This is a genomic window from Lipingzhangella halophila, assembly GCF_014203805.1.
Taxonomy (GTDB): domain Bacteria; phylum Actinomycetota; class Actinomycetes; order Streptosporangiales; family Streptosporangiaceae; genus Lipingzhangella; species Lipingzhangella halophila.
The window spans coordinates 2,722,573-2,747,763 of sequence record NZ_JACHJT010000001.1; the positions used below are offsets into that span (position 1 = coordinate 2,722,573).

General features: G+C 69.9%; 28 protein-coding genes. 19 read left to right on the forward strand and 9 right to left on the reverse strand.

Translation table 11 applies throughout. The features are described 5' to 3' along the window. The first annotated feature begins 98 nt into the window (after window positions 1-98). Both F4561_RS12375 and F4561_RS12380 read left to right on the forward strand, forming a co-directional pair. The gene (locus F4561_RS12375; RefSeq protein WP_221445468.1) at window positions 99-602 is read left to right on the forward strand and encodes a pyridoxamine 5'-phosphate oxidase family protein; all 504 of its coding nucleotides are present in this window, start codon (window positions 99-101) and stop codon (window positions 600-602) included. Between the two features lie 564 nt (window positions 603-1,166). Next, window positions 1,167-1,631 carry a transposase gene (locus tag F4561_RS12380; protein ID WP_246437190.1) on the forward strand — a complete coding sequence of 155 codons (465 nt, stop codon included), beginning with the start codon at window positions 1,167-1,169 and terminating at the stop codon, window positions 1,629-1,631. On the opposite strand, the gene F4561_RS12385 is transcribed toward F4561_RS12380, so the two are convergent. Together F4561_RS12385 and F4561_RS12390 are read right to left on the reverse strand one after the other, a co-directional pair. Next, window positions 1,618-2,535, reverse strand: coding sequence for an NADP-dependent oxidoreductase (locus tag F4561_RS12385; RefSeq protein WP_184578327.1), 918 nt, complete (start codon window positions 2,533-2,535; stop codon window positions 1,618-1,620). The two genes, F4561_RS12380 and F4561_RS12385, sit on opposite strands and share 14 nt — an antisense overlap. An 80-nt stretch (window positions 2,536-2,615) precedes the next feature. Further along, on the reverse strand, window positions 2,616-3,116 hold the full coding sequence (locus F4561_RS12390) for a MarR family winged helix-turn-helix transcriptional regulator (RefSeq protein WP_184578330.1): 501 nt from the start codon (window positions 3,114-3,116) through the stop codon (window positions 2,616-2,618). Between the two features lie 29 nt (window positions 3,117-3,145). On the opposite strand from F4561_RS12390, the gene F4561_RS12395 reads away from it, so the two are divergent. From F4561_RS12395 to F4561_RS32535, 8 genes are all read left to right on the forward strand, one after another. Further along, window positions 3,146-4,528: a DHA2 family efflux MFS transporter permease subunit gene (locus F4561_RS12395; RefSeq protein WP_221445469.1), complete on the forward strand. Its 1,383-nt coding sequence runs from the start codon at window positions 3,146-3,148 to the stop codon at window positions 4,526-4,528. 574 nt (window positions 4,529-5,102) lie between these two features. Further along, window positions 5,103-5,852 (forward strand): class I SAM-dependent methyltransferase, encoded by a 750-nt coding sequence (locus F4561_RS12400; protein WP_184578333.1) that lies wholly within the window; start codon window positions 5,103-5,105, stop codon window positions 5,850-5,852. Window positions 5,853-6,441: 589 nt separating this feature from the next. Beyond that, complete coding sequence (locus tag F4561_RS12405) at window positions 6,442-6,891, forward strand: helix-turn-helix transcriptional regulator (protein ID WP_184578336.1); 450 nt, start codon at window positions 6,442-6,444, stop codon at window positions 6,889-6,891. A 5-nt stretch (window positions 6,892-6,896) separates the two neighbouring features. Then, on the forward strand, window positions 6,897-7,313 hold the full coding sequence (locus F4561_RS12410) for a VOC family protein (protein WP_184578339.1): 417 nt from the start codon (window positions 6,897-6,899) through the stop codon (window positions 7,311-7,313). Between the two features lie 349 nt (window positions 7,314-7,662). Further along, window positions 7,663-10,041, forward strand: a complete 2,379-nt coding sequence (locus F4561_RS12415) for an ATP-binding cassette domain-containing protein (protein ID WP_221445471.1) — start codon at window positions 7,663-7,665, stop codon at window positions 10,039-10,041. Between the two features lie 329 nt (window positions 10,042-10,370). Continuing rightward, window positions 10,371-10,649 carry a hypothetical protein gene (locus F4561_RS12420; protein ID WP_184578342.1) on the forward strand — a complete coding sequence of 93 codons (279 nt, stop codon included), beginning with the start codon at window positions 10,371-10,373 and terminating at the stop codon, window positions 10,647-10,649. Then, window positions 10,630-11,568, forward strand: a complete 939-nt coding sequence (gene sigJ / locus F4561_RS12425; protein ID WP_184578345.1) for an RNA polymerase sigma factor SigJ — start codon at window positions 10,630-10,632, stop codon at window positions 11,566-11,568. Before F4561_RS12420 ends, sigJ begins: the two co-directional genes overlap by 20 nt. A gap of 596 nt (window positions 11,569-12,164) precedes the next feature. Next, entirely contained in the window at window positions 12,165-12,395 is a 231-nt protein-coding gene (locus tag F4561_RS32535) for a helix-turn-helix domain-containing protein (protein ID WP_246437191.1), read from the forward strand. A gap of 153 nt (window positions 12,396-12,548) precedes the next feature. Here the strand turns inward: F4561_RS32535 and F4561_RS12435 are convergent, their stop codons facing one another. Next, complete coding sequence (locus F4561_RS12435) at window positions 12,549-13,976, reverse strand: aminotransferase-like domain-containing protein (protein WP_184578348.1); 1,428 nt, start codon at window positions 13,974-13,976, stop codon at window positions 12,549-12,551. On the opposite strand from F4561_RS12435, the gene F4561_RS12440 reads away from it, so the two are divergent. Both F4561_RS12440 and F4561_RS12445 read left to right on the forward strand, forming a co-directional pair. Continuing rightward, the gene (locus F4561_RS12440; protein WP_184578351.1) at window positions 13,975-14,922 is read left to right on the forward strand and encodes a DMT family transporter; all 948 of its coding nucleotides are present in this window, start codon (window positions 13,975-13,977) and stop codon (window positions 14,920-14,922) included. The genes F4561_RS12435 and F4561_RS12440 overlap by 2 nt on opposite strands. A 160-nt stretch (window positions 14,923-15,082) precedes the next feature. Next, entirely contained in the window at window positions 15,083-15,532 is a 450-nt protein-coding gene (locus F4561_RS12445) for a hypothetical protein (protein ID WP_184578354.1), read from the forward strand. Window positions 15,533-15,722: 190 nt separating this feature from the next. Here the strand turns inward: F4561_RS12445 and F4561_RS12450 are convergent, their stop codons facing one another. The 3 genes from F4561_RS12450 to F4561_RS12460 form a co-directional block, all read right to left on the reverse strand. Next, a complete protein-coding gene (locus tag F4561_RS12450; RefSeq protein ID WP_221445472.1) occupies window positions 15,723-16,046 on the reverse strand; it encodes a MarR family winged helix-turn-helix transcriptional regulator in 324 nt (107 codons plus the stop codon). 517 nt (window positions 16,047-16,563) lie between these two features. After that, the gene (locus F4561_RS12455; RefSeq protein WP_184578357.1) at window positions 16,564-17,907 is read right to left on the reverse strand and encodes a DUF2252 domain-containing protein; all 1,344 of its coding nucleotides are present in this window, start codon (window positions 17,905-17,907) and stop codon (window positions 16,564-16,566) included. A gap of 107 nt (window positions 17,908-18,014) precedes the next feature. Beyond that, window positions 18,015-18,674, reverse strand: coding sequence for an antibiotic biosynthesis monooxygenase (locus F4561_RS12460; protein ID WP_184578360.1), 660 nt, complete (start codon window positions 18,672-18,674; stop codon window positions 18,015-18,017). A 319-nt stretch (window positions 18,675-18,993) separates the two neighbouring features. Between F4561_RS12460 and F4561_RS12465 the strand changes: the two genes are divergently transcribed. The 5 genes from F4561_RS12465 to F4561_RS12485 are packed head-to-tail and all read left to right on the forward strand — an operon-like array spanning window position 18,994 to window position 22,790. Then, window positions 18,994-20,715, forward strand: coding sequence for a vWA domain-containing protein (locus F4561_RS12465; protein ID WP_184578364.1), 1,722 nt, complete (start codon window positions 18,994-18,996; stop codon window positions 20,713-20,715). Further along, window positions 20,712-21,641: a hypothetical protein gene (locus F4561_RS12470; protein ID WP_184578367.1), complete on the forward strand. Its 930-nt coding sequence runs from the start codon at window positions 20,712-20,714 to the stop codon at window positions 21,639-21,641. The genes F4561_RS12465 and F4561_RS12470 overlap by 4 nt, the downstream gene beginning before the upstream one ends. Next, window positions 21,641-21,988, forward strand: coding sequence for a Mov34/MPN/PAD-1 family protein (locus tag F4561_RS12475; protein ID WP_184578370.1), 348 nt, complete (start codon window positions 21,641-21,643; stop codon window positions 21,986-21,988). The genes F4561_RS12470 and F4561_RS12475 overlap by 1 nt, the downstream gene beginning before the upstream one ends. Continuing rightward, window positions 21,976-22,221: a hypothetical protein gene (locus F4561_RS12480; RefSeq protein ID WP_184578373.1), complete on the forward strand. Its 246-nt coding sequence runs from the start codon at window positions 21,976-21,978 to the stop codon at window positions 22,219-22,221. The genes F4561_RS12475 and F4561_RS12480 overlap by 13 nt, the downstream gene beginning before the upstream one ends. Then, window positions 22,218-22,790, forward strand: coding sequence for a HesA/MoeB/ThiF family protein (locus F4561_RS12485; protein WP_184578376.1), 573 nt, complete (start codon window positions 22,218-22,220; stop codon window positions 22,788-22,790). Before F4561_RS12480 ends, F4561_RS12485 begins: the two co-directional genes overlap by 4 nt. Window positions 22,791-22,818: 28 nt before the next feature. On the opposite strand, the gene F4561_RS12490 is transcribed toward F4561_RS12485, so the two are convergent. Further along, a complete protein-coding gene (locus F4561_RS12490) occupies window positions 22,819-23,628 on the reverse strand; it encodes a hypothetical protein (protein ID WP_184578380.1) in 810 nt (269 codons plus the stop codon). Then, window positions 23,625-24,242 carry a hypothetical protein gene (locus F4561_RS12495; RefSeq protein WP_184578383.1) on the reverse strand — a complete coding sequence of 206 codons (618 nt, stop codon included), beginning with the start codon at window positions 24,240-24,242 and terminating at the stop codon, window positions 23,625-23,627. The genes F4561_RS12490 and F4561_RS12495 overlap by 4 nt, the downstream gene beginning before the upstream one ends. 63 nt (window positions 24,243-24,305) lie before the next feature. On the opposite strand from F4561_RS12495, the gene F4561_RS12500 reads away from it, so the two are divergent. Both F4561_RS12500 and F4561_RS12505 read left to right on the forward strand, forming a co-directional pair. Further along, window positions 24,306-24,485: a hypothetical protein gene (locus F4561_RS12500; RefSeq protein ID WP_184578386.1), complete on the forward strand. Its 180-nt coding sequence runs from the start codon at window positions 24,306-24,308 to the stop codon at window positions 24,483-24,485. 118 nt (window positions 24,486-24,603) lie between these two features. Further along, entirely contained in the window at window positions 24,604-24,801 is a 198-nt protein-coding gene (locus F4561_RS12505; RefSeq protein WP_184578389.1) for a hypothetical protein, read from the forward strand. A 190-nt stretch (window positions 24,802-24,991) separates the two neighbouring features. Here the strand turns inward: F4561_RS12505 and F4561_RS12510 are convergent, their stop codons facing one another. Then, on the reverse strand, window positions 24,992-25,186 hold the full coding sequence (locus tag F4561_RS12510) for a MerR family transcriptional regulator (RefSeq protein ID WP_184578392.1): 195 nt from the start codon (window positions 25,184-25,186) through the stop codon (window positions 24,992-24,994). Window positions 25,187-25,191 lie beyond the last annotated feature (5 nt).

Below are 25,191 nucleotides of genomic sequence, written 5' to 3' on the forward strand. Positions count from 1 at the left end.
CAACGACGTTCCGCACGCGGATTCTCTTGCGGCAGCTCAGTGTGGCACGCAAGCCCGATGGGGGCTCTGGGCGGACGAAGAAAACGGCAACGGGAGGAATGACCGTGCAACCCAACGAGATCACAGAGGTCCTGAACCGACCGATCAGCCAAGAGCTGTTGGCCCGCGACCTGACCCGCCTGGCCTATGTCGCCAAGGACGGCACACCCCGCAATATCCCGATCGGGTTCACCTGGAACGGCTCGGAGATCGTCATGTGCACTTCGAAGAACGCACCGAAGCTCCCGGCCCTGCGCGAGAACCCGGCGGTCGCCCTGACGGTCGACACCGAGGTGCACCCGCCGAATATCCTGCTCGTCCGCGGTCAGGCCGAGCTCGACTTCGTCGATGGCATCCCGGACGAGTATCTCGAGGCGAGCGGCACCTACGAGATGACGCCCGAGCAGCGGGTCGAGTGGGAGACGGAGGTGCGTTCGCTCTACGACGGCATGGTCCGTATCGTCGTGACCCCGACGTGGGCGAAGCTGATCGACTTCGAGGCGACCCTGCCGAGCGCGGTCGAGGAGCTGGTCCGGCAGCGGGACGAGCGTCAGCGCGCCTGAGCCGGGTGCCGATCGAGCAGCGGCGATCCGACGCCGCTGGGTCTGGCTCACCACCGTGCGCTTCGCGCCTCGGACGCGAAGCGGCTCCCTGTACCCTCTGTGGCGCCACAGAGGGCGTGCGGTCATTAAAGCCCGTCCAGAAGAATTCTCGGTGGGATGTCGAGATCCCGCGCGCGGCTCGGTCCCCGGGGTGAATGCGGCCACAATGGGCTGTACCGCACTACTGAGTTTTTCGGAAGTTCGGTGGGCGTGGGGTGGGGGTGCGAGTACCGCGTTGTGCCCCCTGAGACACACCATGATGCCGAGGTTCAGGAGCGGATCGGGCCGCGGTTGACGCTTCCGCGGGTGGCCGAGCGGCGGGCGCGTGAGCGCGATGAGTCCGCGATCGCGCGGTGGGTGGCCCACGAGTGGCCGCGCATCAAAAGGGGGCCGTAGAAAACCGGGCATGGATCGTGTTTTTCGATGAACCGGGGGTGTCGCTGCGTCCGCAGGTGCGGCGCACCTACGCCCCCCCGCGGGGGTACCCCCGCCTTGGCGCACCGGCTGAACTGGAAAACGGCCTCCATGCCGGCAGCCCTGGGCTATCCCAGCACCGAGGCCGAGCGCGGGGCGCGGCTGTGCTTCCACCTCAAGCCCGGAAGCTATGACACCGCCGCTCTGACCACAGTGCTGGAAGAGGTCAAGGCCTGCTACGCCGGTGAGCCCGTGGTGCTGATCTGGGACGGACTCGGCGCGCACTGGAGCTGGGCCATGCGCGACTGGGTCGCGGCCCAGGGCTGGCTGGCCGTGGAACGCCTGCCCGCCTACGCGCCCGAGCTCAACCCGGTGGAGATGCTGCGGGCCAGCCTCAAAACCCGCGAGCTGGCCAACTTCGCCGGCGACCACCTCAGCGAGATCGCCGACGCCACCGAGACCGGCATCAACCGAGTCTGTGACGCCGAGCAGCTCCCTGGTCCTTCCGCACCCACACCGGGCTGGAAATCCACCACGAAACCCCACCCGGCTAATAAAAAGATCAGTAGACGGTGAGGATGACCTTGCCCCGAACGTGCCCGGTCTCAACGGCGCGGTGCGCGGATGCCGCGTCACCCAGTGGGAACGTTCGCACGGGCAGGGTCAGGCGATCGGCGGCGGCCAAGTCGACGACTTCTTGCAGGGCGGCGTGCGATCGGCCGCCCACCCGCTGCACGCCGTGTTCGGCGACCGCGCCCTGGTCGACGGTGGTGCCGATGCGGTACCGGTCCCGGACGAGGGCGAGGCTGGTGATGACGGCTTCGCCGCCGACCAGGTCCAGGGCCGCGTCGACGCCTTCCGGCGCCAGGGCGCGCACACGTTCGGTCAGGCCCGGCCCGTAGCGGACCGGGGCCGCTCCGAGCCGGCGCAGGTAGTCGTGGTTGGCTTCACTGGCGGTCCCGATGACCTGTGCCCCCAGTTCGCCCGCGAGTTGCACGGCCAGAGTGCCGACGCCGCCTGCGGCGGCGTGCACGAGGACGACGTCGCCGGCGCCTACCTCCAGTCGGGACAGTGCGGTGCGGGCGGTCTGCCCGGCGGCCGGCAGTCCGCCGGCCATCTCCCAGGGGACCGACGGTGGTTTGACGGCGAGTCCTTCGGTGTCGACGACGAGGCTCTCGGCGTAGGCCTGCGCCGCGGTCGAGCCCAGCACGTCGGTGCCGACGGCGATGGCGCTTTCGGCGGGGGTGTCGGGGCCCATCGCGACAACGGTCCCGGCGAACTCGTTGCCGAGGCGCTGCGGGAAGTGCTCGGGCTCGGCGCCGGTGAAGTCACCGCGGCGGATCTTGCAGTCGACCGGGTTCACTCCGGCCGCGCGGACACGCACGAGCGCCTGGCCGGGGCCGGGACATGGTGTCTCGATCTGGAGGGGGTGGAGGACCTCCGGGGCTCCGAAGCGGGAAAACCCGATGGCGGTCGGCATGTCGCATCGCTCCTTGTGCGGTGTCCTGGTCGTCGGCGGTTACGGGGCAAAGGCGTAGGGGAGGCGGAGGGGCGGGGTATTCACGGACGGTCTCCCTTCTCCGCGGCGTAGACACGTGCGGCGTCGCGGACGGCGCCGAGAGCCGAGGTGAGCTCGTCGCGTTGCCGCTGGTCCAAAGATCCGAAGGTGAGCCCTTCCAGTTCGGCCCATGCGGCGCGGATCCGGGGGCACAGCGCGCGCCCCGCCTCGGTGAGATCGACTTCCATGGCGCGCCGGTCGGTTGCCGAAGGTGTCCGCGCGATCAGCGCAGCGCGCTCCATGGTCTGCAGCGTGGCGGTCACGGTGGAGCGGTCCCGGCCCAGGAAGCGCACGAGTTCGGTCTGCGGAATGCGGCCGTGATCCTGGAGGTAGAGCAGGATCACCTCTTGTGGCGCCACCAGTTCGAGTTCGGCAAGGAGCGAGGCGGCCAGGGCGGCGTGGGCCCGTACCGTCTGGAGCAGTAGGGAGCCCAGGGGAGCTTCGGCGACCTGGACTCCCAAGTGCGGCTCCTGCTGCAGCCGCGGGTAATTATCTGTTGGCATGCCAACAGACTATCGCACACACTGTTGGCATGCCAACGGAATCCTCGAACTCCGACCGACTGGATCCGAGCCTGCTCCGCCTGGCCGCGGTCCTCATGGTCGGCGGCCTGGCGTCCCTGCTCAACACCACCATCGTGGGCGTCGCCCTGGAAGACGCCCGGGTCGCGCTGGGGGCCGGCACCGCACAGATCCAGTGGGTGGCGACCGCCTACCTCCTCACCCTCGCCGTCGTCGTCCCGACCATGCCGTGGGCACTCGGCCGCCTCGGCGCCGGACCGCTCTGGAGGCTCAGCCTGCTGGTCTTCGCGGTCGCCTCACTGCTGTGCGGGGCGGCGTGGTCCGCAACCAGCCTCGTGGTCTTCCGCGTCCTCCAAGGAGTGGGCGGCGGGCTGATTCTGCCCCTGCTGCAGACGATTCTCGCGACGGCCGCGGGGCCCCACCGCCTGGGCCGGGTGATGGCCCTGGTCGCCGTTCCGGGCCAGCTCGCCCCCCTGGCCGGACCGCTGCTGGGCGGACTCCTCGTCGACGGGCCCGGATGGCGTTGGGTGTTCTGGATCAGCGTCCCGCTCAGCGTCGCCGCCCTCGCCCTGTCCTGGCGCGGGCTCCCGGCGCAGGTGCCCGCCGACCCGCGGCCGCTCGACGCGCGCGGACTGTTCCTCCTCTGCCCGGGGCTGGCGATGCTGCTGTATGGCTGCACTCAGATCACCGCCTCGGCCGGGGCGCCGCTGGCATGGGCGCCGATCGCAGCCGGCGCCGCGCTGCTCGGCGGCTACGTCGTGCACACGCGCAGGCGCGGCCGCGCCCTGATGGACCTCAGCCTGTTCGCCAACCCTTCATTCGCCCTGGCCGCGGGGCTGATGGCGGTAGCCGGGGCGTCGATCTTCGGGCCGATGGCGCTGCTTCCGCTGTTCTACCAGCAGGTACGCGGGGCCACCGGCGTGGAGACCGGACTGCTGCTGGCGCCCTTGGCTCTCGCCACCATGGCCGCGCTGCCGCTGGCCGGCTGGCTCACGGACCGGCTCGGCCCGCGCCCGGTGCTCCTCACCGGCACCGCCGTCGCCGCGCTCGCCACCCTGCCCTACGTCGCCGTGCCCGAAGCGAATGACCTGGCGCTGAGCGCGGCCCTGGTGCTGCGCGGCGCGGGCCTCGCCTTCGCCACCATCCCGATCACCGCCGCCGCCTACTCCCGGCTGGCCGCAGAGGACATCCCCGGGGCGACCACGTTGCTGAGCGTCATCCAGCGTGTCGGCGGCTCTTTCGGCACGGCCTTCCTCCTCGCCGTCGTGGGCCGCCAACTCGCCACCGGCGACTCCTCGCTCCAGGCGTACGGGGTCGCCTTCGGTTGCACCCTCGTCCTGTCCCTCGTCGCCCTCGTCCCAGCGGCCCTACTGCCACGCCGCGCCGGCGGATGAGAGACCGCTGGACGCCCGCTTTGCCGGATCAGCTGCCGACGGCCGCCAGGTAGCGCGGCAGCATGGCCACGGAGCTTGCGCTCGAACGGTCCCCTTCCGGGCTTACTCCCGTTCATCCACAGATGGAATTGCTCCTCGTCGCGGTTTGAGTGGGACAAGGCGGATCACCGCTCGGATTGAACGAGACAACTGCAGGTGCTGCCCGGTTTGAGTGAGACATGCTAGGGGGTACTGGTATCTCCGCAGTTCGGAGGACCGGTTTAAATGAGACAGGACAGGAGCTGTCCGTGTCGGGGATCCCCTTCGACAAGGAGCCCGCCCCACGGCCCGTGCATGGCGAGGGTGCCTAATGAGGAGTGGCCCACGCGGCGTCGCGCCGCTTGGTGGCGCCCCGCAACACCCCCGACCAGGCTCCGGAAGTGTAGGGGGCGGTAATGGGCGCTGCCGCACCTGCGCACCGCTGTCTGAGAAGCGATCGCTTCCGAGACGGCCTTCGAGGGCGTGGAGTGTGGGCTTCTCCGTATCACCTGTCCCATTAAGGTGTCGGAGTGGCTTGGGTGATCTTGGAGGAACCATGGATGTAGCCGCTCACTATCGTGATCTTCTGGCGTCGCACTACAGCTGGATGCTGGGCGGTGACATCGAGCAGGTCGCAGCTCAAGACCAGCAGACGCTCGAAAAGTTGGGGGTCAGCGCGCCTTCCGCGTCCGGAGTGGCGGTGGATCTGGGCTGCGGCCCGGGGCCGCAGACCCTGGCCTTGGCCGACATGGGCTTCGGTACCGTCGTTGGTGTCGATACCAGCCAGGAGCTCCTCGACGAGCTCGCCCACCTTGCCCGCTCGCGCTCCGCGGTCCGGACGCGTAAGGGCGATCTTCTCGACGTGCTCCCCGACGTGGCCGCACCCGGTTCAGTCGACGTCGTCGTGTGCATGCGCGACACGCTCCTGCATCTGCCTGACCTGGACGCGGTGGATCTGCTTCTGACCCGCGCGGCTACGGCGTTGACCACCGGTGGGACTCTCGTCCTGACCTACCGGGACTTGACCCAGCAGCTTGCCGGGACCGACCGATTCCTGCCGGTACGCAGCGACGATGAGCGGATCATGCTGTGTGCTCTCGACTACGACAGTCCAGAGACGGTGACCGTCAACGATCTCGTCTACACCCGCACCACCGATGGCTGGCAGCTGCACAAGAGCAGCTACCCGAAGCTGCGCATCGCACCCGGCACGCTCGCCAAACGGGTCGAGGCCGCTGGACTTGTGGTCACCCACCACGCACCTGAGTCCAACGGCATGTGGTCGACCGTCGCCGCGTCCCGGTGATTTCGCCCGGTTTCACCAACACCGAAGGATTCGGCAAGGGAGCCGGCCCCGAGGCCGCGGCCGCGATGGCCCAGTTGCTGTGGCACAACGTCCGGTGGCCGACCGGGTGGAGGTCCGGCACCAGGACGACGAGAACGACTGAAGGGGGCGGGTGTCAGCGGGGTCGGGCGTGGTCCGGGGACAGAGGACTTGGCCCTGACCGCTAATCGGCCTCCGGTTCCGAAGGGCGGAGTACCTGGTCCTCAAGCGCTGGTCGGCTTACTCGGGCGCCAGTGGGTCGCCGGACCGCCGGATGCGGGCTGGTTTGGGCCTGACCGAGACGCTGTCGTCGGCTGCCGGGTGTCCGGCTTCGGCGAGGCAACCGCGGGGACTTGCCCGCGTTCCTGCCGGTCTTGATGGTGAGATTCTTGGGGGTCTCGGGCACGGGGACGCCTTTGTCCTTCAGCGCGATGAAGAACCGGTCCGGGGGTGGAGCCTCACTCAGACCGGTATCTCTGCAGTTCAGAACCGGTTGGGATGAGAACGGGACGAGTGGGTCGGACCACAGTGGCGCTGGGCAATGTCGGTGCGACGTGGCACCATTGCACACGTGAGCAGCAGACCCGCCGCAGCGCAGCACCTGCGCGACCTCGCGCTGCTGCGTCGTGTCCGCGACCGGATCGACCGGGAGTACGCGCAGCCGCTGGACGTCGAGGCGCTCGCCCGCGGTGTGAACATGTCGGCCGGACACCTCAGCCGCCAGTTCCGGCTTGCCTACGGCGAGTCTCCCTACGCCTATCTGATGACGCGGCGCATCGAGCGCTCGATGGCGCTGCTGCGGCGTGGCGATCTCAGCGTCACCGAGGTCTGCTTCACGGTCGGCTGCTCCTCACTGGGCACCTTCAGCACCCGCTTCACCGAGCTGGTCGGTGTGCCGCCCAGCGTCTATCGGCGCGAGGCGACGCGCGCCACAGCGGGAATGCCGCCGTGTGTGGCGAAAGAGGTGACCAGACCGATCAGGAATCGAGAAGCACCGGCCCCCGAGCCGCGCCTAGCGTGACTGCCATGGACATCACCATTCACGCGAGCTTCCTTCCGCACAGTGACCCGGACGCGTCCCTGGCCTTCTATCGCGACACCCTCGGCTTCGAGGTCCGCGGTGACGTCGGATACGGCGGGATGCGCTGGATCACTGTCGGCCCTCCCGGCCAGCCCGGCACGTCCGTCGTCCTGGAGCCGCCCACCACCGACGGCTGCGGCATCACCGACGACGAGCGCCGCACCATCGAAGAGATGATGGCCAAGGGCACCTACGCAGGTATCAACCTGGCCACCACCGACCTCGACAGCACCTTCGAGCGGCTGCAGGCCGCCAGCGACACCGAGGTCGTCCAGGAGCCCACCGATCAGCATTGGGGCGTTCGCGACTGCGCCGTCCGCGACCCCGCGGGCAACCTGATCCGCATCCAGGAACTGCGCTGAGCCGTCCGTAGCCGCGGGCCGAGCCGCGCAGACTGCCAGCGGCGGACTGGACGGGCCGCCGTCCGCGCGGAACACACTGCCGTTGCCGGCCGGCGCCGGCCGCGGAATCCCACGTACGGCGGCCCTGGCTTCCGGAGCAAGCCGGAGATGTTCGCCCGCGGATCCTTGATCGCGGTGTCCAGCCGCGATCCAGCCGTCACAACAGCCTCTGCCCACACTCCCGGAGGCGTTGCCGATGGCGGCGTACAAGAATGACGGGGCTACGAACCAGGCGCAGGGCGCGAAATTGCGGTTAGATCGAGCCAGACCACGCCGGCGGGACCACGATGGCCAAAAAGAAGGCGGAGACATGATGAGCACGGACGCGCAGGAACGGCACGCCGCCGACAGCCACGATCTGATCCGCGTGCACGGCGCGCGCGTGAACAACCTCAAGGACATCAGCGTCGAGATCCCGAAGCGCCGGTTGACCGTATTCACCGGAGTCTCCGGCTCGGGCAAGAGCTCGCTGGTGTTCGGCACGATCGCCGCGGAGTCGCAGCGGATGATCAACGAGACCTACAGCGCCTTCCTGCAGGGCTTCATGCCGACGCTGGCGCGGCCCGAGGTCGACGTACTCGAAGGGCTGACGACCGCGATCATCGTCGACCAGGAGCGAATGGGTGCCGATCCCCGTTCCACGGTCGGCACCGCCACCGACACAGGTGCGATGCTGCGCATCCTTTTCAGCCGGCTCGGGCAGCCGCACATCGGATCGCCCCAGGCCTTCTCGTTCAACGTCGCCTCCATCAGTGGAGCGGGCGCGGTCGCGTTCGAGCGCGGCGGGAAGACCGTCAAGGAGCGGCGCAGTTTCAACATCACCGGCGGCATGTGTCCGCGCTGCGAAGGCCGGGGGACGGTCTCCGATATCGACCTCGCCCAGCTCTACGACGACTCGAAGTCGATCGCCGAAGGCGCGTTCACCATCCCCGGTTGGAAGTCGGACAGCTTCTGGACAGTGCGGGTCTACGCCGAGTCGGGTTTCGTCGACCCGAACAAGCCGATCCGCGAGTTCACCAAGCAGGAGATGCAGGACTTCCTGTACCGCGAGCCGACCAAGGTGAAGGTTGAGGGGGTCAATCTCACCTACGAAGGGCTGATCCCGAAGATCCAGAAGTCGATGCTGTCCAAGGACCGGGAGGGAATGCAGCCGCACATCCGGGCGTTCGTGGATCGGGCGATCACCTTCACCGCGTGTCCCGAGTGCGACGGCACCCGGCTCAGCGAGGGAGCCCGGTCGTCGAAGATCAGCGGTATCAGCATCGCTGACGCCTGCGCGATGCAGATCAGCGACCTCGCCGAGTGGGTGCGCAGGTTGGACGAGCCGTCGGTGGCGCCCCTGCTGACATCGCTGGGAGCGACCCTCGACTCGTTCGTGGAGATCGGGCTCGGCTACCTCTCGCTCGACCGGCCGGCGGGCACGCTGTCGGGGGGCGAGGCGCAGCGCACCAAGATGATCCGCCATCTCGGCTCCTCGCTCACCGACGTCACCTACGTCTTCGACGAGCCGACCATCGGTATGCACCCCCATGACATCCAGCGGATGAACAACCTGCTGCTTCGGCTGCGGGACAAGGGGAACACGGTGCTCGTCGTGGAGCACGAGCCGGAGACGATCGCGATCGCCGACCACGTTGTCGACCTCGGTCCCGGCGCCGGTACGGCGGGAGGCACCCTCTGTTTTGAGGGCACCGTCGAGGGGCTGCGGGCCGGCGACACCATCACCGGCCGCCACCTCGACGACCGGGCCGCCCTCAAGGAGACTGTGCGCACGCCCACCGGGACGCTGGAGATCCACGGCGCGGCAGCGAACAACCTGCGCGACGTCGACGTCGACATCCCGCTCGGGGTGCTTACCGTCATCACCGGTGTCGCCGGCTCTGGCAAGAGCTCACTGGTGAACGGGTCGATCCCCACTGACGCGGGTGTGGTCTCGGTCGACCAGAGCGCGATCCGGGGCTCGCGACGGAGCAACCCGGCGACCTACACCGGACTGCTCGACCCGATCCGCAAGGCCTTCGCGAAGGCCAACGGCGTGAAGCCGGCGCTGTTCAGCGCCAACTCCGAGGGCGCCTGCCCCACCTGCAACGGCGTCGGCGTCACATACGTCGACTTGGGCATGATGGCCGGAATCGCTACCACCTGCGAGGAGTGCGAGGGGAAACGGTTCGAGGCATCGGTGCTGGAGCACCGCCTCGGCGGCCGCGACATCAGCGAGGTGCTCGCGATGTCGGTGACCGAGGCCGAGGAGTTCTTCGGCGCCGGAGAGGCGCGCACACCCGCTGCGCACAAGATCCTCGACCGGCTCGCCGATGTCGGGCTCGGCTACCTCACCCTCGGCCAGCCGCTCACGACACTGTCCGGCGGCGAGCGCCAGCGGCTCAAGCTCGCGACGCACATGGGGGAGAAGGGCGGCGTCTACATCCTCGACGAGCCGACCACCGGCCTGCACCTCGCCGACGTCGAGCAGCTGCTCGGGCTGCTCGACCGGCTCGTCGACTCCGGCAAGTCGGTCATCGTCATCGAGCACCACCAGGCGGTCATGGCGCACGCCGACTGGATCATCGATCTCGGCCCCGGCGCCGGCCACGACGGCGGCAAGGTCGTCTTCGAGGGCGCCCCCGCTGAGCTCGTGGCCTCCCGTTCCACCCTCACCGGCGAGCACCTCGCGGCCTACGTCAACACCTGAACGAGGCCCTCGCGGACACCGTGACAGGAGTTCGCCCATCTGTTTCGACTCGTGCCACTCGGGCTGTCCGTAACGGGGGCCGCTTCCCGGTTGGGGGAGACCCGGCAGGGGCCGGGTCTCCCCCAACCGGGATCTTCGCGGTTCAGAACCTGAACTCCGCTGATCCGGCCGGCACCTCGCAATCAACCTGCCGGGTCGCTGAGGAGCGCGTCTCACCTCACCCGAGCTGCCCGGTTTCCCGGTCGTCCCGGAAACTCCGGGCCGAAAAGTGTCACAGCTCCGGGGGGTGCCTTGTCTTCAGGGGAAAGCCCTATGTGGAAGGAAAGGTCATGCGAGTCTTCGTCGCAGGAGCGACCGGGCCGCTGGGAGGGCCCCTGATTCCTGGGCTGGTCGCGGCGGGTCCCAAGGTCACCGCCACCACCAGGGCGCCCGGCGGGGGCGCGCGGTCGCGCGAGGCGGGCGCGGAGCCGCCGCGGCGCATTTCCGCCCGGTTCGCGCGCCGGGCCGTGGACCAGATCGCCAACACGCGCGGGGCCGCGAACGAAAAGGCGGGGGAGCCGCGGTACGCGGGCTGGCGGGAGGGGTTCCGTGCCCGGGGCAGGGGATGAGGCGGGCGCGGCCGGGTACCGGCCGCTGCTGTTCTCCATCGCCTACGGGATGACCGGATCCGTGGGCGACGCCGAGGACATCGTGCAGGACGCGTTCCTCGGCCTGACCCGGGCGCACCAGGCGGGAACCGCGATCGCCGAACCGAAGGCGTACCTGACGACGGCGGTGACGCGGTTGGGAATCAACTACCTGAGTTCGGCGCGGGTGCGGCGGGAGACCTACGTGGGGGACTGGTTGCCCGAGCCGATCGTCGTGTCCGCCGATGACCCGGGGCCGGCCGAGCACGCCGAGCTGGCCGACTCGCTGTCGATGGCGTTCCTCGTGCTGCTGGAGGCCCTTTCGCCGGTGGAGCGGGCGGTGTTCATGCTGCGCGAGGTGTTCGGGTACGCCTACCCGGACGTGGCCAGGATCACCGGCAAGACCGAGGTGAACTGCCGGAAGATCTTCGCCCGCGCCAGGCAGCGCATCGCCGACGGAGGACAGGTGCGCGACAGTCCGCCGCCCCCGGCGCGGCGGGCGGCAGGCGAGGAGTTCGCCCGCAGGTTCTTCGAGGCCGCCGCGGGCGGCGACATGGACGCGCTTCTCGGCATGCTCGCGCCCGACGTGCTGCTCCTTGGGGACGGTGGCGGCAAGGCGCAGACGTTCGGGAGGCTGCTGGCCGGGCGGCAGCGCGTCACGCGGCTGCTCGCCGGCACTCTGCGCCGGGGCCGGAGCATAGGCGTTTCCCTCCGGCTGGCCTGGGTCAATGGCCAACCGGGCGCCGTGATGTACGACGCCGAAGGGCGTGTGGTCAACGTGGTCGAGCTCGACGTCGCCGACGGGAGGGTCCAGACGATCCGCACAGTGGCAAATCCCGATAAGCTTGGCCATATCGGACCGGTGTCTGATTTGACGCGGCTGCCGGAGAACGAGAACTAGGACGCTGGCCAATGCGGCGGCTGTCAGTTCGGCGAAGCGAATGAGCTCGACGGCGAAGCACCACCGGCCATAGCGACTGTGCACGTGGCGGTACCAAGCGCCAGGAAGCACGTACCCCGCCGGTAGCTTTGACGGCTGTGTGGCCGTGTCTTCTTGCGCCGGCGGGTCACACGGGCGTGGTTGGGGTGAGCGCGGTCTACTGACCGCTGAGCACGGAAGCGATGAAGGCGGTGAGGGGCGCGGCGGTCCGCGGCGGATCCCCGAGCATGGGCGAGTGTCCAATCCCGGGCAGCAACTCGACGTGCGCGCCCGCGACAGCGCGGTACTCGGCGGCGGAGGAGGATCGCCATCTCCGGTCTTCTTCGCCGAAGATCACCAGTAGCGGGGTGTCGAGGGCTGCCAGCCGATCCGGGAGCGCCTGCTGCTTCAGGGGAGGACCGCTTCGCGTTGACGGACGCGTTGCTCGCCCGCCGACGTGCGGCGCAGCCGCCGGTGGACGCGGAGGTGGCCCGGGTCTGGAACCGGATCGTCGCCGGTCGCGGCCTTGTCCGAGTCGACCAGCTGGCGGCCGAGGTCGGAGGGAGCCGTAAGCGCCTGTGGCTCCGGTTCCACTCGCAGATCGGCCTGCCGCCCACCGCCTGGCCGCGGGACACGACGCGGCCCGATCCGCGGCCGACGGCGGCTACACCGACCAGTCCCACCTGCATCGGGATGTCGTGGCGTTCACCGGAGCAACCCCGGCGACCGTGGCCGGTGAGCCGTTTCTGGTGGTTGACGACATCGCATGGCCCAGCCACGGAACACTCGCCCAGCCTTCACGCCTCTAGCTGCCTGCCCCCACCGGCGTCCGGCGGCGTCAAGGCGGCCGGGCCGGGTATCAGGGAACTCGCGTCCACTCCCGCAAGGTGGGTGGTCCGCCACCAGCCGCAGCCGGTTACCACCGGCGGTTCCCCTCGACCGGTCGGCGCGGGCTGAGTGCTTCAGGTGTCGGCTCGTTGACCGAGCGAGTACGCCAGCGCACGCCCGATGACGCGGGCGGCGTCGGGGAACCGGTCGGGCTCTGGGCCGGAGTAGTTGAGCCGGATGAAGGCACCGGAAGGCTCGGCGGGGAACCATTCCGTGCCGGGTGCGATCATCACGCCTTCGGTTTCGCAATCGCGGGCGAGCCGGTCGAGATCGGTCGCGTCGGGCAGCCGCGCCCAGAGGTTCAGGCCGCCGCGGGGTACGTGGTCGAGGTGCGCGTGGGGGACGTGCTCGGCCAGGCTTCCGGCGAGCAGGTCGCGCCGGGCGCGCAACTGTTGGCGCAGGTTGCGCAGATGGGTGCGCCATCCGGGTTGCGTGACGACGTCGAGCGCCGCGGCTTGCAGTAGGCCGCTGACGTACATCGACTCCGCTCCGCGATCGGCGAGGATGCGTTCGCGCGCGGGGCCGCGGGCGATGACGGCGGCGACGCGAACGGACGGTGACACGCTCTTGGTCAGGGAGCGCAGGTAGACGACGTGACCGGCGTCATCGTGCGCTGCGATGGGCTGGGCTGAAGTGTCGATCCCGAAGTCATGGGCCCAGTCGTCTTCTACGAGGAAGGCGGCGTGCGCGCGGATGGTGTCCAGGATCTGCTCCCCGCGCTGGGGCGACCACTGTGCACCGGTGGGATTGGCGTAGTTCGGCTGGGCGTAGAACGCGCGCGCTCCGGTCTCCTCGAACGCATACGCGAGTTCTTCGGGGTCAGGGCCACTCGGTCCGCTGGGCACGGGGACGACGTGCACGCCAGCTTGCGCTGCGGCGAGGATGGCTCCCCAGTAGCTCGGCGACTCCATGAGCAATGGGTGCCCGGAGCCCACCAGGGCTCGGAAGGTGGAGCTCAGACCGCTCTGGCTGCCGGGCAGGATCACGACGTCCCGCGGTGCCGGCGGGGTGACGCCGACGGGGGTGGCCTCGGCGAGCTCGTTGGCGAACCATGCTTGCAGCTCCGGCAGTCCGGCGGCGTCGGACCGGGTCAGTGCCGCGTCGCTGCGGGCGGCGCGCGCCAGCGCGGCGCGCACCAGCCGCTCCGGGAGGAGCTCACGGCCGGGGTAGCCGGCGTGCAGGCCGATGGCGTCGGGCAAACTGCTGCGCATCGGCGTCGACAGGGCTGGGATCGGAGCTTGGGGGGAGCGGAGCGCGCCGGTCTGCCAGCCGTAGTCGAGCGGGCGAGCGGTCCGCACGGCGCGGACGAATGTCCCCGCCCCGGGTCGGCTCTCGATGAGCCCGAGCGCACTGAGCGCGCGCATCGCCTTCTGGACCGTGATCGGGCTGGCTGAGTACTCCGCCATCAGCGCCCGGTTGGAGGGCAGCTTCGCGCCCGGGGGCGCCTGCGCGATCCACGTACGCAGACCGGACACAATCCGAGCACTGCTATCATTGTTCATGTCAGTACAGAGTAGCGTTACTCAAAACAGGACTGCAACGTTATCGTCGTCGCGGGCGGGCCTCTGGTGGGGGCTGCTGGGCGTGGCGGCGTTCTCGTTCACCGTGCCCTTCACCCGTGTCGCTGTCGGCGGGCTCTCCCCGCTGTTCATCGGCTCGGCGCGCGCGGTCATCGCCGCCCTGCTGGCCGCCGCCGCGCTCGCTCTGACCAGGCAGCACCTGCCGTCGGGCCGCCAATGGGTGCGGCTGGCCGCCGTCGCCGGCGGTATCGTCGTCGGCTTCCCGCTGCTGACCTCGTATGCGCTCACGGCCGCTCCTGCCAGTCACGGCGCCGTGGTGATCGCGCTCATTCCAGCGGCGACCGCCACCATGGCCGTGGCCCGTGGAAAGGAGCGTCCACCGCTATCGTTCTGGATCATGGCCGCGGTCGGCGCCCTCTCCGCCGTCGGGTTCGCGTCGCTGCATAGTGGCGGGTTCGGGCAACTGCACTGGTCGGACTTGCTGTTGTTCGGCGCGGTCATCGCCGCCGCGGTCGGCTACGCGGAAGGCGGGATGCTCTCCCGCGAACTCGGCTCCTGGCAGACGGTGTCCTGGGCGCTGGTGCTGGCCTCGCCGCTGATGGTCGCTCTGATGGTTGTTTCGATGCTCCAGCAGCCGCAATCGGGGACACCGCTCGTGTGGGCGGCGTTCGCCTACCTCGCGGTGGTGAGCATGTTCCTCGGCTTCTTCGCCTGGTACCGCGGTCTGGGCATCGGCCCGATGGCGCAGGTCAGTCAGGTGCAACTGGTCCAGCCCGTGCTGAGCATCATCTGGGCGGCGCTCCTGCTCCGCGAGGAGCTGACCTGGCCGACCCTCCTCGGTGGTGTCGCCGTCATCCTCTGCGCCGGTATCGCTGTGCGGATCCGTCTCGACAGCAACGCGTCACGAGCGAAAGGGAGCGTCCGGTGATCGTTGGCGCTGGTGCCCTGCGGACACGTGGCATGCCCGCCAACGCCGAGGACGCGCAACAGGCCGGGGCCTCCGGTGCTGGTGGCACCCGCGCCGTTCCCCTCCGGACAGCCTGTGGACAGTCCGCGCACTCCCGGTCACCGTGCGCATAATCGGCATCATGATCTCTTCACGTATCGACACCCTGCTCGCTGCCCTGCTGTCCGCCGCCCTGGTGCGGCGCCACATCCTGACCGTGCTCACCACACGCGCGATGAGCACGGCCGTCGACCAATCCGACGGCGGCTACGCGGTGGAGCATCCAGGGGTGATCGAGCACCTCGCCGCGGTGGTTGCCGGTGGGAGCGAGGCCGCCGTGGTACTGCGCTCATTCACCGGCGACATCTCGCACACGCTCGCCAACGGCACCGCCATTCCGGTCAAACACGTCTGCGGGTGGTCGGTTCACGGCGGTGCCTTCCACCCGTTCGACGCGGGACAGATGTTCGCCGCGTTCCACACCGACGCCGGCTCCGGGGAGCCCATCGCCCCGGAGCCAGGGGTGGAGATTACCGACGCGTGGGCGGTCGACCTGACCGGCTTCTACGCGTTGTCGCCCGAAGACGGTTAGCGCCGCGAGCCCGGCGCCAGTCCGCCAGGACAACGGGTCTCCCGCGGCGGTCGGTGCCGCAGCGGGCCTGCTCTCAGCAGCCGGTTCCGGCTGGTGGGGACCGAGCGCGACATCTCCCTGCCCGGCCACCTTAGGTGCTGCCCCTGTGAGAGGCCCGAGTGCACCCCAGCGGCGCCGGTGGGGAGCGTGCTCAGCCGGGCCCCTCTACAGGCTCGCCGTGCGCGGTGATCAGCTTCTTGGTGATCCGCGTGAGGTGGGTGATCTCTTCCTCGTTCAGATGACCGGAGAAGTGCCTGCGCACTGCTCCCAGGAAGATCGGTGCGGACTCCTCCAGGGCCTTTTCCCCCTTCGGGGTCAGCGCGGCGCAGGCCACCCGGAGGTTGTCGGGGAGGCCCTGGCGTTCCACCAGGTCTTGCTCTGAGAGCTGGCTGACGATCTGACTGATCCCGCTCTTACTGACGAAACACCTGCGCGCCAGCTCCTGCATGCGCATCCACCGAAGGGCGGTGAGCACGGCTGGAGCACAAACGGGATACTGATGCTCCTGGCGGTGGTGCCGCTGTTCGCACTGTTCTTCTGGCACCAGAACCGGCGCGACCGGGGTCGCGCTGATCAGCGCCGTCTTCTTCGGGGCCCTGACACTGCGCCCCGTCGGCATCGAGGGGGCGGGACCCCCCGACTTCACCACCGCGTTCCTGCGGGCCCTGGCCTTCGAGATCCTGGTCATGGTGGTGGTGGCTCTGACGCTGATCCTGCCCAAAGCGGTATCCCAGCTCTCCGACCAGATCCACCAGACACGCGAAGAGGAGACCACAGGAGTCACTGACTGAGATCGGAGAAGGCGGTTGTACGAGTTCACATCGAGCCTGGCCGTAGGGACGCGTTCGTCGCCGAGAATGACCCGCGGTCACCCTCGATGCGTCCCGCCGCCGTGGCCGACCGGGGTGACGGGCCGCCGCTGATGGTCGGCTCGCCACCCCCGCCGGTGGGTGGCTGTCATCGGTGGCTGTTGCGGGCTCGCGCCCAGCGGCTCACCGCGAGTTGCTGGAGCGCACCCCGGAGATCTCGTTGTTGCGGAAGGCGTCCACGAACAGGGCGTGGTCGGCGCGTACCTGGCCGGCGTAGCGGTGGGCGAAGCGGGTGCACCAGTCGGCGAACTCCTGCTCCTTCCCGGCCACGGCGGCGGCGATGGCGTGCTCGGTCTCGCCGTGTACCAGGGTCGCGTCGGCGTGCTCGTCGGAGACGCAGTGCGCCTTCGCCGTGGCGCGGCCCAGGTAGTCCAGGACCGGGGCGATGTCCTCGGGGTCGGTAAGGTCCTCCCATTCCAGGTCGTTCACGTAGGGCGAGAGTTCGCTGACCACGAACCCCTCGCCGTTGACCTCGGTGTGCCCCAGCAGCGGGTCGGCGTGGGCCTGCAGCGCGCGCTGCGAGACGGCGGTGCGGTGCCCGTGGTGGTGGAAGTGCTCCATGATGTAGCGGTCGGTGACCACCCGGGAGGGGGTGGCGATGTTGCCCTGTTTCATGGAGAGCACGATGTCGTTCTCCCATGCCTCCGTGGGGCCCTCGATGAGGACGTTGTAGGCGGGCAGCCCGGCCGATCCGATGCCGAACCCGCTCTTGCCCACGATGTCCTTGATGCGGTAGGCGAGGGGGTCGTAGCGCTGGTCGGCGGGGATCGTGTCCACGTACTTCGCGAAGGCGGCGGCCACGCGGTCGTACTCTTCCTGGGTGAGGCGGCGCACCCCTGGGCCGTCCCGGAAGAACGGCTCGTAGCCGCGCAGGGTGGTCATGGACCGCAGCATTTCGAAGCGGCTGTTGAGGCGGGCCTTCTGCAGCACGTCGTGCACGGTGCCCTCGGTGTTGCCCAGCCGCAGGGAGAACTCGTCGTCGTTGTCGTGTTTGGCGAAGGCGAGCACCTGGTCGGTGTAGGCGTTGACATAGCGGGGCACGAGGGCGCTGATGTCGTCGTCGGAGAGCGCCTTCTTCCAGCCCAGCAGCGCGATACTGGCCACGAAACGCAGGACGTCCCAGGTGAAGTGGCCCAGATAGGCCTCGTCGAAGTCGTTGACGTCGAAGACCAGCCGGCCCTCGGAGTCCATGTAGGTGCCGAAGTTCTCGGCGTGCAGGTCGCCCTGGATCCACACGCGGGAGGTGCGCTCGTCGACCCAGGGGTCGTCCATGCCGATGGTGTCGGCGTAGAACAGGCAGGCGCTGCCGCGGTAGAACGCGAAGGGGTCGGCGGCCATCTTGCGGAACTTGCCGCGGAAGGCGTTGGGGTCGGCGGCCATGAGGTGGGAGAACGCGCCCTCAAGGGTCCGGGTGATGTGGTCGCGGCGCTCTGGGGAGCTGTCGGTTGGGGTATCAACGTCGAACATGTCTTCAGGATGCCTGCATAGTCGGGCTTGCGCACATTGGTTGCCCTCGTGCGCTGGAGGGCAGGGGAGAGTGGGAGGCGTCCCGGGTCACGCGGGGATGTGCGGGGTCAGCGGATCAGGTGCGCGTGCGGGAGGTACATCCGCCCCCGGGTCGGGCGCACGCCAGGGGTTTCGGAGCTGATCCGGTACACCTCGTCGAGGTCGGCGTTGTCGGCGGCGGCGTCGTGCGCGTCCAGGTCGCTCCACTCCGCGTAGTTGAGCACCCGGCTGCCGTCGAGGCTGTGGTGGAAATGCGACGAGAGCGCTCCCGGCAGCGGGCCGATCCGGGCGGCCGCGTCGAGCAGCGCGTCGGTGATGTAGCGCTGCCGCTCGGGGCCGTCGACGTCGAAGGTCGCGGTGATCACGCAGCCCGGCGGCTGGTCGCCGCCGCCCTCGGCGGCGCTGCGGTACAGCCGGTAGCGCACCGGGTCGCGCAGGTCGATTCCGGCCGGGCTCGGCGCGGCCGCGGCGAAGCGGCGGTGCGTCTCGACGCTGGTCCACTGTGCGTAGGCCAGCACGGTCTCGCCATCCCCGCTGAGAAAGCAGGTCAGCGAGAGGAAGCCGTCCGGTGGCGGGGAACCCCGCCATTCGGCGATGGTGGTGTCGGCGAGGGCGCGCTGGCGCTCCGGTGTGCCGACGTAGTGGGAGGTGACGAGGGCCGCGGCGGCATCGGTCCGGGTGATCTCGGGCAGCCGCGCGGGCGCGGAGGAAACGCTGTCTTCGGGCATGGCGTGAAACTCTCAGCGGTGGGCAGCGGCGGGCAACGGAATTTCTCGGATCCGGCCCGATGGGGGTGGCGCCCCGTGGTGGCCGGAGCCGGCCGGCCGGTCATAGGCGGAGAAAATCGCTTGACCCGCCATAGGCGGTGTTGGGAAGCTCACTGCAGCGCCCGGCCGAGAAGGCCTCACACGCAGCGCTCCTTCGAGAGCGTCAGATTTGGATTCTGGTAGATCACGGTTTTCTCACTCGGGCGCACCCTTTCTTGCGGCGCAGTCCCGGCTGCGCCGCTTCGTGTTTCTCCGGGGAAGACAGCCAGAAGGTCGCCGCATGCACAACGAGCAGCGAGGAGCCGCTGAGCGGCTGCTGACGGTCGTCCTGAACTCCGGCGCGCACCTCTGGCACAACCGGCCGGGCGTGCAGCGCGATGGGCAGTGGTTCCCGGCGACCCAGCACCAGCAGGGTGAGCGGGTGCGGCCCGGCCTGTTCGTGCCCGCTGCCACCGCCCTCTACGCGAACCTGCTGGAGATCTACGAGCTCGACGCCGAGCTCATGGCCCGTTTCGCGAGCTACGTACTCACCGAGACCGAGTGGCGCGACGGCAAGGTGTGCTGCGCGGCGCTGATGATGGTGCAGCCCCGGAGTGGTGAGCCGGTCCGCGAGGACGACGGCACGGTCGCGTTCTACGACGACGACTACCGCGCCGTGGGTGAGGCGATGATCCTGCGCTACGAGCAGGGTTCCACGCGCATGATGACGCCGAAGGCCGTGCTGCGGGTGGCCCAGTTGCTGGAGGTGCCCGAGGTCGCCGACCTCAACCGGGTCGCCGGTTTCGCCGACCCGGCGGGCCGCAAACCCGCGCTGGGGCGTTGGCCCAAGGCCGCCCGGCAGTGGCTGGCCTACCGGGAGCGCAACATGCCGCTGCTCGAAGGGCTGGTGGCGAGCGGATACAAGGAGACCATCAAGCGGATCGCCCGCAAGTGCGGATACCGGCCGCAGTCGCGGCGCTTCTACGAGGTGCTGGGGTGGCCGCAGAAGCAGGCGGCGTCCGGGCACCGGCGCATCGGCCTGGAAGGTTTGGAGCTGCGCCGCCAGGAGCGGTTCGACGGGCTCGACGAGGCGGCCATCTGCGAGCGCATCGTCACCGAGAAGCTGTCGTTCACCGAGGCCTCCGGGCGGCTGCCCGCTGGGATGGGGCTCACTCCGGCGATCATGGCGGCGCTGCTGCCGTCGCTGTCCGACCGGGAGATGCGGATGCTCACGCCCACGCTGGAGAGTCTCGGGCTGCTCGCCGACAGCGAGGTCCGGCAGCGCTGGCAGGCCGCCGTGGCGGCCGCCACCGACCAGCGCGCGCTGAACATCGCGCGCAACGTCCAGAACCGCGAGGTACGGCAGGAGCTCGAGGAGGCGGCCGACAACGCCGCGCGGGCCGCGGTCTCCGAGGCCAGCGCGGACGGCCTTGAGGTCATGTTCCTCATCGACAAGTCCGGGTCCATGGAGGCCGCGGTCGAGCAGTCCAAGGAGGCTCTCGCGCGGATTCTCGCCGGGTTCCCGCTCGACCGGCTGCACATCGCCACCTTCGACACCACGGGGCGGGTGCTGCGCCCCAAGGCGGCGAGCCGGGTCGGGGTGCAGCACATGCTTGCCGACGTCAAGGCCGGCGGGGGGACCACCCACGCGTCGGCACTGGGGGCGCTGCACCAGTCGGGGGTGCGGATCGCCAACGACCACCGGCTGGTGGTGATCGTCGTCGGGGACGAGTCCGGTGAGCCCGGCAGCGCCCTCGCGTACCACTTCGAGACGCTCGGGTACCGGCCCGCCGCCATGGCGATGATCGTGAACGTGGCCTGGTACCGCGGCAGCACGGTGCGCGACGCGGCGGCGTCGCTGCAGGTGCCGTTCAGCGAGGTCGATGTCGCCCAGTTCGACGATCCCTACCAGGTCACGCGGGTCCTGACCGCGTTGCTGGAGGCGCCGGTCCTGCCCTCCTCCGCCACGCCCGGCTGGCTCGAGCGGGTGCTGGCGACCCCGTTGCTGGAGAAGCCGTTGTGACCGGCTACCAGCGGTTCCTCGGCGCCAGCTCCCGGGTGGTCCTGCCCTACTTCGGGGGACCGTTCGTCGAACTGGAGGACCGCAGGGTGCGGGTCGCCGCGCCCATTGCGCCGGGCTACTGGCACTTCGAGGTCACCGGGCGCTCCGCGCGGGCGTTGGAGCCCGCCGAACCGCCCGACCTCAGCCACCTGGCGGCGGTGCGCGGGCACTACGTGGCGGGCTACCTGGTGCATTCCCGGGCGGAGCTGCTGGCGCTGCCCTGCGAGGAGGAGCCGCCGCGGTTCGCTCCGCTCGTCGCGCGCCGTTGGCCGACCGGTGGCGCGCTGCTGCCCGAACGTGTCGACTTCGAGGGAGAGGCCGAGGAGCTGGTGCGCCAAGCGTTCGAGGACCGCCGTCCCCTCAACGAGGTCAAGGGCGTCCCCGCGAGCCTGCGCGCTGCCTACGGTTACGCCGTTCTGCGGCGAGCGGGCGAGGAGCTCGGTGTCGCCGTGCGCCCCGGCGAAGCCCGCCACCGGGCGGGCGGGATCGCCGACGGCGGCGATCCCGCCGCGCGGCGTGTCCTGCGCGAGGTGGCCGCCGAGCGTGCGCACCGCGAGGTGGCCAGCGTCGCCGCGGAGACGGCCCGGCGCGCCGGGCCGAACCAGTGGGCCAGCACATCCCGGAGCTACGACCGGGCGGCCGCGGCACTGCACGCCGCGGGGGCGAGCCTGCTGGAGGCCCGGAACCTGCCCGACGACCTGATCGAGGTGCGGTTCCGCTTCGACGGCGAACGGTTCGCCGCGGTGGCACAAGCGGCCACGCTGCAGGTGGTCGACGCCGGGATCTGCCTGGAGGGCAGCGACCGCGAGCTCACCCTGGAGAGCCTGCCGTCGGTGATCCGCGAGGCGATGGGGTCCGGCGAGCTCTACATCACCCGGCACGCGTGATGATCGAAGTGTGTTTCCTGATCGGCGACGACGGTGCGGTGCTGTGGGCGGACCGCTCCACCAGCGCGTCCGAGCTGCCGGACTCCCGCGCGCGCTGGGAGGCCATCTGGCGGCTGCGCGACCGGCTGACGGTGGTCGCGCACACCCACCCCTCGGGGGCGCTGGAGTTCTCCGCGGTGGACCGCACCACAATGGCGGCGCTCGACGCGGCCCTGGGGCGACCGCTGGCCTACGTTGTCGTGACCGCCGAGGGGATGCGGTCCACGCACCCGGCGGGGGAGACGGAACCGTGGTGGGCCGCCCTGATGCGGGCGGCCTCGGGAATGGAGGGACATTGGCGATCCTGAACGTCACCTACCGGGGGCTCTCCGCCGACCTGCCCTCGGAGGTCGAGGAGTTCCTCAGTGACGACGACATCCGCGCCCTGGCGGTGGAGGTGGTGCGCAGCGGCGGGCTACCGGGGCTGCACGCCGCCGACATCGGCGAGGGCACCTTCCGGCACTTCGTGGTCGACCGGTTCACCGCCGCCGGGGGCGGCCAGCGCATCTACCTGCGGCCCAAGGTGCCGTTCGGGCGATGAGGGTGCTGTTCTGCGGCGTGGGCGCGCTGGGGTCGACCGCGGCCACACTCTGCCGCACGCTTCCGGCGGAGCTCGCCTTCGTCGACCACGACCGGGTGGAGTCGCGCAACCTGCTGAGCCAGGCCTACACCAAACAGGCGGTCGGGCGGAACAAGGCCGAGGCGCTGCGGCTGCAGCTGCGCAACTTCTACGGGGTCACGGCGGTGGCCTTCGGTGTGCGCCTGGAGCGGTCCAATGTCGCGACCCTGGCGGGCAGCGCTGACCTGCTCGTCGACTGCCTGGACAACGAGGCGGGGCGCTCGGTGCTGTCCGGTCACGCCCGGTCGGCGGGCACGCCGCTGGTGCACGCCGGGATCAGCGGCGACGGGACGTTCGGCCTGGTGCGTTGGGACGAGCGGTTCACCCCTGACCCCGAGGACACCCCGGGCCAGGCCACCTGCGCTGGTGGTGAGCACCTGCCGATGATCGGCCAGCTCTCCGCGGCGCTGGCGAGGGTGGTGCAGGACTTCGTGGCACAGGGCACGCGCCGCGACGCGATGGTCACGCTGACCTCGGTGACCGTGCAGTAGTCGTTGCTGTGGCGGCGCGGGGCCGGGTTCAGCGCGCGGGCGGGGCGAAGGCGCGGGCGAAGGTGTCGTGCCGCTGCAGGAGGGGGTCGTCGGGCGCGTCGGGGGAGGCCAGCACTTCGCGGCGGGTGCGGCGCAGCCGTTCGGTCTCCTCGCGGAAGCGCGTCAGCAGACGCATCTCGGCCTCGTCACCGTAGGTCAGGTGGGTCCACACTCCCAGGTGCCGGTGGTTGTCCCACGGGGTGAGGTAGTCGCCTGCCATACCGTGGATGTCGCGCCCCCACAGGCGCAGCAGTGGCGGGGCGACACTGAACACGACCAGGCCCGCGCGCATTGCGAACGAGTAGCGCAGCTCGGCGCGGTGGAGCCGGGCTTCCTCGGCGCGCTCCCACTCCTGGTCGGTGCGGTGGTCCAGGCCGGGGGTGTGCCAGCGGACGGTGCCGTGGCCGGGTCCGGTGGGCATCTTGTGTTTGAGAGCACGGGCGGCATCGGTGCCGAACGGGGCGGCCGGCGCGGGAGCGAACACCATCGGAAGCGAGGGCGCGGCCTCGAACGGGGCGACCTCCAGGAACGGCGCCCCGATCAGCACTATGGTGTTGGGCTGGCGCTGGTAGGACAGCCCCCACAGCAGGCGCCCCAGGAAACGGGCGCCGCGCAGGTCGCTGAAGATCCGCCAGGTCCGGCCCTGGTGTGCGAAGGCGAACAGCACCTCGGTTCCGGGGCGCGGGGTGACGACGGTGTAGTCGCGCCCGGCCAGGCGCAGGTAGTGGCGGTGCAGCTTGAGCCGGTCGCCGGTGTCCCGGCGGTTGGCCGGTCGGGGCAGGCGGGCGCGGCGGCTCACGCGCTGTCGGGCTGTTCGGTGTGCGACCGGGGCGGTCCCAGGACGCGCAACTTGATGTCGTCGCCGCGGTCCCAGATGTCGGAGGGCAGGACCTCGCTCGCGTCCGCGGCGCCGAACACCTCGCGCCGGGCGGTGCGCGCCCGGCTCACCATGTGCCGGTACTCGGCGAAGATCTGCACCTCCCCCTCTGCCATGCGGAAGTTGTTCCGCCAGCCCTCCAGGTACTCGTAGTCCATGGGGAAGTTGTAGAAGCGCATCGCGTGTACCTGGTGCGCCCACATGCGCAGGATGGTCGGGGAGGCGGCGAACACCAGCACGTTGCTGCGGCGCGTGATGCTGAAGTCCGTGGCGTTCCGGTAGAGGTCGGGCTCTTGCGAGTCGGCCCATTCGGACCAGGTGCGCTGGTCCAGGCCGGGGGTGTGCCAGCGGACGGTGCCGTGGCCCGGGCCGGTGGGCGTGCGGCGTTTGAGGGCGCGGGCGGCATCGGTGCCGAACGGGGCGGCCGGCGTCGGGGCGAACACGATCGGGTCGGAGGGTTCAGCGTCGAAGGGGTTGGGGTCCAGGAACGGCGCCCCGATCAGGACCACGGTGTCGGGGCGGCGCTGGTAGGACAACCCCCACAGCAGGCGCCCCAGGAAACGGGCGCCGCGCAGGTCGCTGAGGATGTGCCAGGTCTCGTGGCAACGGTTGGTCGCGAACCGGACGTCGGTTCCGGGGCGCGGGGTGACGACGGTGTAGTCGCGCCCGGCCAGGCGCAGGTGGTGGCGGTGCAGCTTGAGCCGGTCGCCGGTGTCCCGGCGGTTGCCGGGGCGGGGGGCGCGTCCTTTCAGGGCTCGTCCTTTCTGGGCCGGTGGTGATGTCCGGCCCAGTGTGGCAACCCGCCACCGGCGGTGGCATCTGGTTTTTCGCCGATCCCCGGGGGACGTTGTGTGTCTGCCCCAAAACGGCCGGTTCCTGGCATTCCGGGATGTTGAAATGGAGGTTCCGGGCGTCTCTGTGCCATATGCACCCGAAAGCGAATTGCGAGCCACCCTGGTCCTCGCCGAAAAACCGTTCCAGGAGCTGCACGGCTGGATTTCGGCGGGAAACCCGCTGCCGGAGTCGTGGCGCATGGTGCGCCTGGCCAAGCCGCTCTCGAACGGTTTTCCGTCGGACGATCAGCCGGGCGTCTAGTTCCGGTTACCCGCTTTCCGAACCAATTGCGACGGAAACAGAAATCAACATTTTCAGCGGGCCATGGAGCGGGGTACAACCCGAAGAGTAGTGTTCCCCTCACGATTGGTGACGCCGAGATGGATGGCGCGACCTATGACCCCTCCAGTGCGACGGTCTGGCCCGACGACCCCCGGTTTCAGTCGTGGGGTTAGTCGTTTCTCTTGGGTTTGATCGGGTGTTTGGCACGCCAGTCCTTGAGTTGCTGGACGTCCCAGACCAGCGCGCTGCCGAACCGTCCGGGTTCGGGGAAGTCGGCGTAGTCGCGGGCGTAGTAGTAGACCGTGCGGGCATCCACGCCGAGGATTCGAGCGGCTTCACCGGTGGGGACCGTTTGCGACTCCATACCCA